We start from the raw sequence: 12,702 nt of genomic DNA, 5'->3' as shown, positions 1-12,702 counted from the left end.
CCGGGTCGGGGCACGGACGAGTCGGACAGGCCCGGACAGGACCCCGGGCCGGTCAGGACGGCCCCGGCCAGAGCCCGTCCTCCGTCAGCCCGAGCAGCTCGATCGCGTTGCCGCACACGATCCGCTCGACCACCTCGGGCGCCAGGTGCGCCATCTGGCGCTCGGCGACCTCGCGGGAGTGCGGCCAGGTGGAGTCGGAGTGCGGGTAGTCGGTCTCGTACAGGACGTTGCCGACGCCGATCGCGTCCAGGTTGCGCAGCCCGAAGGCGTCGTCGAAGAAGCAGCCGTGGACGTGCCGGGCGAACAGCTCCGACGGCGGACGGCGCACCCGGTCCGCGATCCCGCCCCAGCCGCGGTTCTCGCGCCACACGGTGTCCGCGCGCTCCAGGATGTACGGGATCCAGCCGATCTGTCCCTCCGCGTACATAATGCGCAGACCCGGGAACTTCTCGAAGGCGCCCGACAGCAGCCAGTCGGCGAGCGAGAAGCAGCAGTTGGCGAAGGTGAGCGTGGAGCCGACGGCGGCCGGCGCGTCCGCCGAGGTGGACGGCATGCGCGAGGAGGAGCCGATGTGCATGGCCACGACCGTCCCGGTCTCGTCGCAGGCCCGCAGGAACGGGTCCCAGCCGTCGCCGTGCACCGAGGGCAGGCCCAGGTGGGGCGGGATCTCGGAGAAGCACACGGCGCGCACGCCCCGCGCGGCGTTGCGCCGCACTTCCGCGGCGGCCAGTTCCGCGTCCCACAGCGGCACGAGGGTGAGGGGGATCAGCCGGCCCTGCGCCCGGGGGCCGCACCACTCCTCCACCATCCAGTCGTTGTAGGCGCGTACGCAGAGCAGCGCCAGCTCGCGGTCGGCGGCCTCGGCGAAGGTCTGGCCGCAGAACCGCGGGAAGGTGGGGAAGCACAGCGCCGACCGGACGTGGTTGACGTCCATGTCGGCCAGCCGGTCGGGCACACTGTAGGAGCCCGGTCGCATCGCCTCGTAGGTGATCCCCTCCACCCTGACGTCGTCCCTGGAGCATCCGACGGCACTATCCAGCCGCGTCAGCGGACGGCACAAATCCTCATAGATCCACCAGTCCGCCACCGGCCCCTCGTCGCCGGGCCCGCCCATGACGGGCGAGAACCGGCCACCGACGAAGGACATGTCCTTGACCGGCGCCCGGACCACCCGGGGACCGCTGTCACGGAATTTCGCCGGTAGCCGGTCCGTCCAGACACCGGGGGGCTCGACGGTGTGGTCGTCGACCGAGACGATGGCGGGGAACGATCCGGATAAGCGCGCCATGGCCGACACGTTAGCGCCGTCCTGACGACCCGTCAGCCATCGTGTCCGCCATCTCCTTGCGGAACGGGCGGAGAGGGCCGGACCGCTGCTGACGCGAAGGGCCCGGACAAGGCAGACTGACCGGTGCGACCGAGCGGTACAGGCAGGGGGTCACGATGGCCGGCGACACAGGGCACGGGCGGCAGCTGCGCTTCACCGTGCTCGGACCCGTCCGCGCCTGGCGCGGCGAGGAACAGCTCAGTACCGGAGCGCCCCAGCAGCGCGCGCTGCTCGCCGCCCTCTTGCTGCGCGGCGGCCGCACCGCCACCGCGCCCGAGCTGGTCGACGCCCTGTGGGGCGAAGCACCGCCGCACGCCGCCCTCGCCGCCCTGCGCACCTACGCGTCCCGGATGCGGAAGGCGTTCGGGCCCGACGCCGAGGCCCTGGTCAGCGAGTCCGGCGGGTACGCGATACGGGTCGCGCCCGGCTGCCTGGACACGGAAGAGGCCGAGCGGCTGGCCGGCGAGGCCGACAAGGCCCGCTCGGGCGGCGACCGCGCCCGCGCCCGCGACCTGCTCAACCGGGCGCTGCGCCTGTGGGACGGCGAACCGCTGGCCGGCGTGCCCGGCCCCTACGCGGAGACGCAGCGGGCCCGCCTGGAGGAGTGGCGGCTCACGCTCCTGGAGAACCGCCTCGACCTCGACCTGGACGTCGGCGGCCACGCCGACGCCGTCTCCGAGCTCACCGCCCTGACCGCCGCCCACCCGCTGCGCGAACGGCTGCGCGAGCTGCTGATGCTCGCCCTCTACCGCAGCGGCCGCCAGGCCGAGGCACTGGCCGTCTACGCCGACACCCGCCGGCTGCTCGCCGAGGAACTGGGCGTGGACCCCGGCCCGGAGCTCTCCGAGCTCCACCAGCGCATCCTCCAGGGCGACAGCGACCTCATCGTGCACTTCTCGTCCGCCGACCGCCCCGTCGCCGGACCCGCCTTCGTCCGTCCCGCCCAGCTGCCCGCCACCGTCTCCGACTTCACCGGGCGCACCTCGTTCGTGCAGGAGCTGAGCGAGCAGCTGGCCACCGCCGAGGGCCGCATCATGGCCGTCTCCGCGGTCGCGGGCATCGGCGGCGTCGGCAAGACCACGCTCGCCGTGCACGTCGCGCACGCCGCCCGCCAGCACTTCCCCGACGGCCAGCTGTACGTCGACCTCCAGGGCACCGGGCCCGTGGTGGCCGAGCCCGAGGCCGTCCTCGGCTCCTTCCTGCGCGCGCTCGGCATCCCCGACTCCGCCATCCCCGAGGGGCTGGAGGAGCGGTCCGCCCTCTTCCGCTCCACCCTGGACAGCCGCCGCGTGCTCGCCCTGCTGGACAACGCCCGCGACGCCGCCCAGGTGCGCCCGCTGCTGCCCGGCACGGAGGGCTGCGCCGCACTGGTCACCAGCCGCTCCCGCATGGTCGGCCTGGCCGGCGCGCACCTGGTCGACCTGGACGTGATGAGCCCCGACGAGGCGCTGGTGCTCTTCACCCGCATCGTCGGCGAGGAACGCGTCGCGCCGGAGCGCGAGGCCGCCATGGACGTGGTGGCCGCCTGCGGCTTCCTGCCGCTGGCCATCCGCATCGCCGCCTCCCGCCTCGCCGCCCGCCGCACCTGGACCGTCGCCTCCCTCGCCCGCAAGCTCGGCGACGAACGGCGCCGCCTCGACGAACTGCGCGCCGGCGACCTCGCCGTGAAGGCCAGCTTCGAACTCGGCTACGGGCAGCTGGAACCCGCCCAGGCCCGCGCCTTCCGGCTGCTCGGCCTCGCCGACGGCCCCGACATCTCCCTGGCCGCCGCCGCGGCCCTGCTCGGCCTGCCCGTGGAGGACACCGAGGAGCTGCTGGAGTCGCTCGTCGACACCTCGCTGCTCGAATCGGCCGCACCGGGCCGCTACCGCTTCCACGACCTCGTACGCCTCTACGCGCGTTCCTGCGCCGAACGCGACGAGCAACCGCCCTCCGAACGCGCCGCCGCGCTCTCCCGGCTGCTGGACTTCTACCTGGCCACCGCCGCCGGCGTGTACGTCCTGGAGCGCCCCGGCGAACAGCTCCTGAAACACCTGGCGCCCACCACGCACCCCGGCCTGACCTTCACCGACCGCGGCGCCGCCAGCGACTGGCTGTTCTCCGAGGCCGGCTGCCTGCTGGCGTGCGTACGGCAGCACGCCCACGCCGACGAGCCCGGCGACGTCCTCCAGCGCGCCGTCGACCTGCTGCTGGCCGCCAAGGACCTGGCCGAATCGGGCGCCGACGCCCGGCGCTACGAGCGGGCGGCCACCGAACTGCTGGCGGCCACGCAGGCGGCCGGCGACCGGCGCGCCGAGGGCCGCGCCCGGACCGTGCTCACCCACGTGCTCAACTGGGCCTGCCGTTTCGAGGAGGCCGACGAACAGGCCCGGCTCGCCGTGCTCCTGGGACGGGCCTGCGACGACCCCGTGCCGCTGTGCCACGCCGCCAACAACCGTGGCATCACCGCCATCTACGAGCACCGCCACGAGGACGCCGACGTCTACATCCGCGAGGCCCTGGACGCCTTCCGCGCCGACGGCAACCGCCCCGGCGAGGCCAGCACCCTCAGCAACCTCTCCCGGGTGCACCTGGAGGCGGGCCGCATCGAGTCCGCGGTGCGGCTGGCCGAGGAGGCCATGGCGCTGTACCGCGAGATCGACGTGTCCTGGCGGCTCGCCAACGGCCTCTACGCCTACGCCCTGGCCCTCACCCGGGCCGGCCGGCTCGACGAGGCCATGGCCCGGCTCGCCGAGGCCCGGCCCATCTTCCGCGCCAACCGGCAGCGCCTCTGGGAGGGCATGACCGTCTTCCGCATGGCCGAGCTGCACCTGTACGGCGGCAAGCCCGCCGAGGGCGCCGCCCACGCCGAACAGGCCCTCGCCATGGTGCGGCTCATCTGCGGCGACTGGCGGCGCGCCATCATCCTCACGGTGCTGGGGCGGTGCCTGGACGCCCTGGGGCAGTCCGGGCGCGCCCAGGCGTGCTGGACGGAGGCGCTGAGCCTGTTCGAGCAGCTGGGCGCCTCGGAGGCGGACGGGGTCCGGGCACTGCTGTCGTCCCCGGTCGCGGCGTAGGGCCGGGGGCGCCGCGGTCCGGCTCGTTCTCCGTTTCCTGTGCTCCTCGTCGCCTCGTCGCGCTTTCAGCGCGACGCCATCGTGGCCCGGGACCGGTGAACGAGCCGTCAACGTGCCCGTTCATCGATCGTTTATCGCGGGACGACACTATGAAGTAGTCGATCCGTCGCGTCGGGGGGCAGGCGGGTCGTAGGTGAGCCTCACCTCGGGGTGAACAGCCCTGTTGCCCGTCCGGCGGTCTTCGGGGGAGTCGCCGGGCGGGTTCAGCGAAACTTCCCCATCGAACCTGACGACTCGCACTGATCACTGGAGAAGCCATGAGCGACGAGGGCACATTCGACCCGGTCGTTGCCACACCGCAGGACGACCACCCGACGAGCCCGCCGCGGAACGTGCTGGCCGACGACCACCCGACCGGCCCGCCGCTGCGGGTGCTGGGGGACGACCACCCCACGGGCCCGCAGCCCGTGATGATGGACGACCACCCCACGGGCGACAGGCCGCTCGGCACGCGGCTCTGAAACCGCCCTCGGCACGGCCCTGAGCACGACCCGTGCGTCGGGAGCTTCCGCCTCACATCGGCCGGAAGCTCCCGCACCGCCGGCCCGGACGCGACGGGGGAGTCGCGGACCCGGCGGGCGTCCCCGGGGGGTCGGGGACGACGGGGGCCACGGGAACGGCCCGGGGACTGACGGGGACCACCGGAGGACCGCCGATACGGGGGTAGGGGGGGACGGTCCGGCCGGTGGGCCCCGCAGGGGGGAAGCACCACGGGGGAACAACGGGGGGAACAACGGGGGACGACACCACGGAAGGGGGGACGGGGGACGCCTCCCGTGAGGGGGGATCACGGGGGAACCGCCGAGGTGACCCGGGGGGGGTACCACGGGGGATCGACAGGGGCCGGCGTCGACGGCGCGGAGGGGGAGCCGTCGATGCCGGCCCCTGCGGCTGTCCGCAGGGACGGCACACTCAGCACCACCGTCACACGCACATCACCAGCACTGCCCACGCCAAGCACCACCCCCGAGCAGAGGAGTACTGCGATGATCAGCAAGAAGCCCATGACGGCGGCCCCGGCGCCGGTCAGGAAGGGTCTGGCGATACTCGGCCTCGCCGCGGCAGCGGCGATCCTCGGCACCGTGCCGGCGGCCGCCGACGACCACCCAGCCGACGCCCGGCCGGCGGCCGTGCAGGCAGTCGTCGCCCACGGCCTGGACGACCACGCCAACGGAGGCGGTGACGACCACCCCGCCCTGGCCGGCCCCCGGCACGCCCCCGGTGACGACCACGCCCACCTGCCCGGCGCCCGGCCCGCCACGGGTGACGACCACCCGGCCGACATGACCCTCCGCCTGGCCTGACGCCCGGCGAACCCCCTCCGCGTCCGGGGGCGCGACCGCACGACCACCGCGGCCGCGCCCCCGCTACCGTGCCCGGCGAGCCCGGCGAGCCCGGCGAGCCCGGGAAGCGTGCTCAGCCCTGCCGCTCGCGCAGCAGCCGCTTGACCACCTTCCCGGAGGCGTTGCGCGGCAGTTCGGCCACGAACTCCACGGTGCGGGGCACCTTGTAGTTCGCCATCTCGCGCCGCGCCCAGGCGATCAGCTCACCCGCGCTCAGCCGCCCGGGGCCCCGGAGCACCACGTACGCCCTGCCCACCTCGCCCAGCCGGGCGTCGGGCACCCCGACCACGGCCGCCTCGGCCACCTCCGGGTGCCGGCACAGGACCTGCTCGATCTCGGCGGGGAAGGCGTTGAAGCCCCCGACCACGAACATGTCCTTCAGCCGGTCGGTGACCGAGAGGTTCCCGTCGGCGTCCAGCACCCCGACGTCCCCGGTGTGCAGCCACCCGTCGGCGTCCACCGCGGCAGCCGTCGCCTCCGGGTCCTCGAAGTAGCCGGACATCACCTGGTACCCGCGCACCAGGATCTCCCCCGGCTCCCCCGCCGGCAGCGCCGTGCCGTCCGCCGCGACCACCTTCACCTCGGTGTCCGGCACCGCCCGTCCGGAGCTTCGCACGACCACCTCGGCCGGGTCGCCCGGCCGGCACATCGTGACCAGCCCGGTGGCCTCGCTCATCCCGTAGGCGGTGAGCACGACGGGGACTCCCAGCTCGTCCCGCAACCGGTCGACCAGCGCCCGCGGCACCACGGCCGCCCCGGTCACCACCACCCGCAGCGACGACAGGTCGTACGCCTCCCGCGCGGGATGGTCCAGCAGCGCCCGCAGCAGCGTCGGCGGTCCCGGCAGCACCGTGATCCGCTCGGCCGCGACGAGGGCCGGCAGCACCTCCGGCGCGAAGACCGGCTGCGGCACCATCGTCGCGCCCCGCATCAGGGAGGCGATGACGCCGGCCTTGTAGCCGAAGGTGTGCGAGAAGGGGTTCACGATCAGATAGCGGTCCCCCTCCCGCAGCCCCGCCAGGTCGCTCCAGGTCCCGAAGGCCCGCAACGTCCGGTCGTGGCTGATGACGGCGCCCCTGGGCTCGCCCGTGGTGCCGGAGGTGAACGTGATGTCGGCCGCCGCGCCGGGACGTACGGCGTCGGCACGGGCCCGGACCACCTCGGCCGGCACGGCTTCACCCGCCTCCGTGAACTCCTTCCAGCTGCGGAAGCCGGCCGGGGCCTCGCCGGCCAGGACCACGACCTCCCGCAGCTGCGGCAGCCCCGGCAACGGACCGGCACCCCGCCCGGCGCCAACTCCCGCCGCGGCGCGCAGGGTGGCCACGTAGGACGCGCCCAGGAACGGGCCGGTGACGAAGAGCAGGCTCGTCCGGGTCCGGCCGAGTAGCCGTACGGCCTCGGCGCCCTTGAGCCGGGTGTTGAGCGGCACGAGCACCGCCCCGGCCGTGACCGCACCCAGGGCGGCGACGATCCAGTCGCAGCCGTTGGGCGCCCAGACCGCCACCCGGTCGCCCGGCATGACACCGTGCGCCATGCAGGCGGCCGCGGCCCGCTCGACGCGAGCGCCGAGCCCGCCGAAGGTGGTGCGGGCCCGCCCCTCGACGACGGCCTCCCGGTCGGCGTACCGCTCGGCGGCGGTACGGACGAGCCGGGGCAGCGAGACGAACTCACGGTCTGCGCGCATCCCGCACCCTCCCGCACAGCGGGGCGGTGCGCGGGTTCCGGCATCGGCGTCGGCACCGGCGCCACCACCACTAGCTGACTGACCGTCAGATTAGCTGTAGCCTTCGGCGCTGTCAGCACCCGCATCAGCACCGCCGGCAACCCGGCGAGCCACAGTCCGGAGGTGGCGATGACGGCAACGCTCAAGGACACCACCGCGATCGTCGGCATTGGTCAGACCCCCTTCGCCCGCAGACTTCCCGAACCGGAGAAAACACTCGCCTGCCGCGCCGTCCTCGCCGCGCTCGACGACGCCGGCATCCCCCCCTCCGAGGTCGACGGCTTCGCCTCGTACACGATGGAGGAGACGGACGAGGTCGAGCTCGCCAAGGCCATCGGCGCAGGTGATGCCACCTTCTTCTCGCGCGTCGGCTACGGCGGGGGCGGTTCCTGCGCGACCGTCGCCCACCTCGCCGCCGCGATCACCACCGGCCAGGCGACCGTGGGCGTGGCCTGGCGCTCGCGCAAGCGCGGCTCGGGCCCGCGCCCGTGGCGCGACACCGTCCATCAGCTGCCCACTCCCGCGCAGTGGACCCGCCCCTACGGACTGCTGCGCCCGGCCGACGAGATCGCGATGCTCGCGCGCCGCTATATGCACACCTTCGGAGCCACCCGGGATCACCTCTTCCTCGTCGCCCTGGCCTGTCGCAACCGAGCGAACCAGAATCCGGCCGCGGTCATGCACGGTTGTCCACTGACCCGGGAGGCTTATATGACTTCTCGGTGGATCAGCGAGCCGCTCTGTCTCTTCGACAACTGCCTGGAGACCGACGGCGCCCTGGCCTGTGTCCTCGTGGCGGCCGACCGGGCCCCCGACTGCCGCCGCCGGCCCGTCTACGTCCACGCCGCGGCCCAGGCCCTGCCCGCGCAGCACCACGGCATGGTCAACTACTGGTGCGACGACCCGCTGCGCGGCCCGTCCTGGACCGCCGCCCGACAGCTGTGGAAGGCCGCCGACTTCGGCCCCGCCGACGTCGACGTGGCTCAGATCTATGACGCCTTCACCGCACTCGTCCCCCTCTCCCTGGAGGGCTACGGCTTCTGCGGCCGCGGCGAGGGCGCGGCCTTCTGCGAGGACGGCGCCCTCGAACCCGGCGGCCGGCTCCCGCTCAACACCAGCGGCGGCGGCCTCAGCGAGGCGTACGTGCACGGCTTCAACCTCATCACCGAGGGCGTCCGGCAGCTGCGGGGCACCTCCACCGCGCAAGTGCCCGGCGCGGCGACCTGCCTGGTCACCGGCGGTGAGGGCGTTCCCACCTCCGCGCTGCTGCTGAGGAGTTGAGCATGACCACCGCGGCACGGACCACCACCGACACCGGCCTCCTCCTGCCCGTCCCCGACACGGACGGCGCCCCGTTCTGGGAGTTCGCCGCCCGCGGCGAACTCCGCGTCCAGGCGTGCGCCGACTGCCGGACCCCCCGCTTCCCGCCCCGGCCGTGCTGCCCGCACTGCCAGTCGTTCGACGCCACCTGGCAGCAGCTCCCCGGCAGCGGGCACATCTGGTCGTACGTCGTCCCCCACCCGCCCCTGCTGCCCGCCTACACCGACCTGTCCCCCTACAACGTCGTCCTGGTGGAACCCACCGGCGCCACCGGCATCCGCCTCCCGGGCAACGTCGTCGCCGCACCCGACGCCCCGCTCGACTCGGTGGACCCGTCCTGCCTGTACATCGGCGCACCCGTCACCGTCGTCTTCGCCGCACTCGCCCCCGGCGTCGTCGTCCCGCGCTGGCAACTGGCGGAGGCGAAGCCGTGAGCCCGGCGGCCACCGTACGAACCGAGCATGCGGACACGGGCGTTGCGCTGGTCGTTCTCGACCGCCCCCACCGCCACAACGCCCTCGACCTGCCGACCGTGGACGCGTTGCGGCGCACCTGGCGCAAGCTGGACGAGGACGGCGCCGTACGAGCGGTGGTGCTCAGCGGTGCGGGCGGCCGGGCGTTCTGCACGGGCATCGACCGCTCGGCCGACGTCCCGCAGCCCGCCTCGCCCTACGCGCTGAACGACCCGTTGCTGTCCGCCGGGCCGAAAGCGGCCGGGCTGTGGAAACCGGTCGTGGCGGCGGTCGAGGGCATGGCCTGCGGAGGGGCGTTCTACCTGCTGGGCGAGGCGGAGTTCCTGGTGGCCGCCGAGGACGCCACGTTCTTCGACCCGCACACCTCCTACGGGATGGTCAGCGCCTACGAGGCCGTGCTCATGGCCGAGCGGATGCCCTTCGGCGAAGCCGCGCGTACGGCGCTGATGGGTACTGCCGAACGCCTGTCGGCCCGGCGCGCCCATGCGATCGGCCTCGTCTCCGAGCTCACTCCGCCCGGCGGCGCCGTCGAGGCGGCGGTGCGCGCAGCTGCCGTCATCGCCCGCTACCCGACCGGGCCGGTGCAGGGGACCGTGCGCGCCCTGTGGGCGGCCAAGGAGGCCGCGCGGGCCCACGCCTTCGCGCTGGCCCCGCACCTCGTCTCCCTGGGCAGCCTGCCGCCCGCCGCGCAGGCGGCCCGCTTCGCGGCCCGCGACCGCGATCACCGCTTGCGCTGACCGGTCCACGGTCGGCGGCCGGCGGTCCGCGGCCGGGAGCCAGGTATCAGCGGCGGGCCTGGCCGGTGCCCTTGGCCGCGTCGAGGGCGTACACGCACCGGTCCTTGCTGCAGGCGTAGACGACGCCGCCCGCCGCCACCGGCGAACCGGTGATCTCGCCGCCCGTGGCCAGCTTCCAGCGCAGCTGCCCGCCGACGGCGTCCACCGTGTAGAGACAGTGGTCGGCCGAACCGAAGTGGACGCGGCCGTCGGCGACCACCGGCGAGCCGACGATGTCGCCACCGGCGGCGAACCGCCACCTGGGCGTGCCCGTCACGGCGTCCAGCGTGTACAGCGCACTGCCGCTGCCCAGGTGCACCGACCCGTCCGCGACCAGCACCGGTTCGCTGCTCTGGCGCGCTTCCGTGGCGATGCGCCAGCGGTCACGGCCGGTGGCGGCGTCGAGCGCGTACACCGTGCCCAGGTAGTCGGCGACGTACACGCCGCCGCCCGTCACGGCCGGGCCGGGTGCGAAGGCGGGCGCACAGAGGAACACCGCCGGGGCCTCGAACCGCCAGTGCACGTCACCGCGGGCCGCGTCGATTGCCAGCACGCGCGTACCGGCCGACACGTACACCACCCCGTCGGGCGCCACCACGAGCCGCACGGGCACGCCACCGCACGCCGCCGCGTCCCCGACGGGGTACGACCAGCGCTCCGCGCCCGTGCGCGCCTCCAGGGCGCGCAGCCGGCCGTCGGACCACACGAACACCGTGCCCTCGTGGATCACAGGGCCGCAGTCCGGCGTCTCGAAGTCGGTCTGCAGGCCGCTCGTCTCCCACAGCAGCTCGCCGTTGGCGGCCTCCCAGGCCTGGGCGCCACCGCCCCGCGTACCGGTGACGACCGTGCCCCGGTCGGCCTTGAGCGAGTACACCCAGCCGTCCGTCGACAGCCGCCAGCGCTCCGAGCCGTCGGCGGCGTCGAGCGCGTACAGCGTGGGCCCGTCGGAGGCGTGTATGCGGCTGTCCGCGACCGCCATCGCCCAGGCGACGTCCCGCGTCTTGAACTGCCGCCGCCCACTGGCCACGTCCAGCGCGTGCACCTCGAAGGACGTCACGTAGAGCAGGTCGTCGGCGACCACCGGAGTGCCCCACACGTCGTTCGTCATGCGGAACCGCCACGGCCGCCAGCGGCCCGGCTCGCCCTGCGCGCCCGTCTGCCCGTCCGGCGCGGGCCCAGGCGTGGGCGCGACGGCCGGCGCCGAGGTCTGGCCCGGCACGGATACGGCCGGCACCCCCGCCGGAGGGCGCACCCAGCCGGTCACGGGCGCGGCGGGCACCTGGGCGGGCTGGGCCGCGGCGACCCGCGGCCCCGGCCCGATCGGCACCTGCGCGCCGCCGAGCCGTACGGTGCCGTCGGGGGCGCCCATCGGCGGCGCAACGGCGGGAGCCGCGGCAGGACCGGCGTGCCGGCCCTGGGCGCCGGCCGGTACGGCTGCGGCAGGCACGCCGGGCGGGGCGCTCAGGCCGCCGCGCGGGTCCGGCGCCCCCGTACCGCCCCGGCTGCCCCACGCGGGGCCGGCGTGCGGCGCGGCCGGCTCGTAGCCGACCGACGGCTCGGCCGCCGGCGGACGTGAGGGCGGCGGCGGGGCGACGGCACTGCCGCGGCCGCCGCTGCGGCCCCTCGCGGGCTGCGAGGCAGGCCGGTGGCCGGCGCGGCGCTGCTCGATGAGGGAGACGGCGTTGTCGGGCAGCCAGGCCGAGGCGGTGCCGCTGTCGTCGTCGCCGCCCGAGGCGAACAGGTGCGGGGCGAGCTGCGACTGGAGATCGGCGGGGGAAGGCCGGTTCTCCGCCGCCATCTGCATGCACGACTCGATCAGGGGCCGCAGCTCGTCCGGCAGCCCGCTGAGGTCCGGGCCCTCGCGCAGCAGCATGAAGACGGTCTCGACAGGGTTGGCACCGTGGAAGGGCGCGTGCCCGGTCGCGGCGAAGACCAGTGTGGAGCCGAGCGAGAAGATGTCACTGGCACCGGTGACGCTGCGGGAGTCCCTGGCCTGCTCGGGCGACATGTAGGCGGGCGTGCCGACGGCCACGTTGGTCATGGTGAGCCGGGTGTTGGAGACGCCCGAGGCGATGCCGAAGTCGATGACCCGGGGGCCGTCCTCCACGACCAGCACGTTCGAGGGCTTCAGGTCGCGGTGGACGAGGCCGGCGCCGTGGATGGACTGCAGCGCCTCGGCGACACCGGCGGCCAGCCAGCGCACCGCCTGGGCCGGCAGGGGGCCGCATTCGGTGACGATCTCCTCGAGCGAGGGCGCCGGGACGTAGGCGGTGGCGAGCCACGGCACCGCGGCACGCGGGTCGGCGTCGACGACGGCCGCCGTGTAGAAGCCGCTGACCGCCCGCGCCGCCTCCACCTCGCGGGTGAAGCGGACGCGGAAGAGCTGGTCCTCGGCGAGCTCCGTGCGCACCGTCTTGATCGCCACGCGTCGGCCGGATGCCGAGCGGGCGAGATAGACCAGCCCCATGCCGCCCGCACCGAGCCGGCCGAGCACCTCGAACGGGCCGATCCGTCTCGGGTCGTGCTGCGTAAGCTGCTCCACCACTGGCCTGCCACCTCCCCGTGGGGCTTGAAGGGTTTCAGCCCCGTGCAGCGTCCACCGCGGAATTATCCCGGGGTACGCA

9 protein-coding genes are annotated in these 12,702 nt (G+C 74.6%); 6 read left to right on the top strand and 3 right to left on the bottom strand.

The features are described from left to right. Positions 1–52 precede the first annotated feature (52 nt). Positions 53–1,288 (bottom strand): amidohydrolase family protein, encoded by a 1,236-nt coding sequence (locus IE305_RS22045; protein WP_190131402.1) that lies wholly within the window; start codon positions 1,286–1,288, stop codon positions 53–55. A 155-nt stretch (positions 1,289–1,443) separates the two neighbouring features. Between IE305_RS22045 and afsR the strand changes: the two genes are divergently transcribed. The 3 genes from afsR to IE305_RS22030 all read left to right on the top strand — a co-directional run bounded on the left by afsR (position 1,444) and on the right by IE305_RS22030 (position 5,747). Further along, complete coding sequence (gene afsR / locus IE305_RS22040; protein ID WP_190131401.1) at positions 1,444–4,383, top strand: SARP-family global regulator AfsR; 2,940 nt, start codon at positions 1,444–1,446, stop codon at positions 4,381–4,383. Positions 4,384–4,700: 317 nt separating this feature from the next. Beyond that, positions 4,701–4,904 carry a hypothetical protein gene (locus tag IE305_RS22035; RefSeq protein ID WP_190131400.1) on the top strand — a complete coding sequence of 68 codons (204 nt, stop codon included), beginning with the start codon at positions 4,701–4,703 and terminating at the stop codon, positions 4,902–4,904. A 525-nt stretch (positions 4,905–5,429) separates the two neighbouring features. Further along, entirely contained in the window at positions 5,430–5,747 is a 318-nt protein-coding gene (locus IE305_RS22030; protein WP_190131399.1) for a hypothetical protein, read from the top strand. 112 nt (positions 5,748–5,859) lie between these two features. On the opposite strand, the gene IE305_RS22025 is transcribed toward IE305_RS22030, so the two are convergent. After that, positions 5,860–7,470: a FadD3 family acyl-CoA ligase gene (locus IE305_RS22025; RefSeq protein WP_190131398.1), complete on the bottom strand. Its 1,611-nt coding sequence runs from the start codon at positions 7,468–7,470 to the stop codon at positions 5,860–5,862. A 168-nt stretch (positions 7,471–7,638) separates the two neighbouring features. Here IE305_RS22025 and IE305_RS22020 point away from each other — a divergent pair, with 168 nt between their 5' ends. Genes IE305_RS22020 through IE305_RS22010 form a run of 3 tightly spaced genes read left to right on the top strand, consistent with a single transcriptional unit; the run spans position 7,639 to position 10,039 of the window. Beyond that, positions 7,639–8,790, top strand: a complete 1,152-nt coding sequence (locus IE305_RS22020; protein ID WP_190131445.1) for a lipid-transfer protein — start codon at positions 7,639–7,641, stop codon at positions 8,788–8,790. 2 nt (positions 8,791–8,792) lie between these two features. Further along, positions 8,793–9,263 carry a Zn-ribbon domain-containing OB-fold protein gene (locus tag IE305_RS22015; protein WP_190131397.1) on the top strand — a complete coding sequence of 157 codons (471 nt, stop codon included), beginning with the start codon at positions 8,793–8,795 and terminating at the stop codon, positions 9,261–9,263. After that, positions 9,260–10,039: an enoyl-CoA hydratase/isomerase family protein gene (locus IE305_RS22010; RefSeq protein ID WP_190131396.1), complete on the top strand. Its 780-nt coding sequence runs from the start codon at positions 9,260–9,262 to the stop codon at positions 10,037–10,039. Before IE305_RS22015 ends, IE305_RS22010 begins: the two co-directional genes overlap by 4 nt. Positions 10,040–10,085: 46 nt before the next feature. Here the strand turns inward: IE305_RS22010 and afsK are convergent, their stop codons facing one another. Then, complete coding sequence (gene afsK / locus IE305_RS22005; RefSeq protein WP_190131395.1) at positions 10,086–12,623, bottom strand: protein serine/threonine kinase AfsK; 2,538 nt, start codon at positions 12,621–12,623, stop codon at positions 10,086–10,088. Positions 12,624–12,702: the final 79 nt, after the last annotated feature.

It is taken from the genome of Streptomyces mashuensis (genome assembly GCF_014654785.1).
GTDB classification, from domain to species: Bacteria; Actinomycetota; Actinomycetes; order Streptomycetales; family Streptomycetaceae; genus Streptomyces; species Streptomyces mashuensis.
Note: the sequence above shows the minus strand (reverse complement) of the source record. Positions and strands in the feature narration are given on the sequence as shown.

Bases quoted from the DNA above. Each gene is read 5' to 3' on its own strand.
- IE305_RS22045 (WP_190131402.1), bottom strand. From the start codon at position 1,288: ATGGCGCGCTTATCCGGATCGTTCCCCGCCATCGTCTCGGTCGACGAC.
- afsR (WP_190131401.1), top strand. From the start codon at position 1,444: ATGGCCGGCGACACAGGGCACGGGCGGCAGCTGCGCTTCACCGTGCTC.
- IE305_RS22035 (WP_190131400.1), top strand. From the start codon at position 4,701: ATGAGCGACGAGGGCACATTCGACCCGGTCGTTGCCACACCGCAGGAC.
- IE305_RS22030 (WP_190131399.1), top strand. From the start codon at position 5,430: ATGATCAGCAAGAAGCCCATGACGGCGGCCCCGGCGCCGGTCAGGAAG.
- IE305_RS22025 (WP_190131398.1), bottom strand. From the start codon at position 7,470: ATGCGCGCAGACCGTGAGTTCGTCTCGCTGCCCCGGCTCGTCCGTACC.
- IE305_RS22020 (WP_190131445.1), top strand. From the start codon at position 7,639: ATGACGGCAACGCTCAAGGACACCACCGCGATCGTCGGCATTGGTCAG.
- IE305_RS22015 (WP_190131397.1), top strand. From the start codon at position 8,793: ATGACCACCGCGGCACGGACCACCACCGACACCGGCCTCCTCCTGCCC.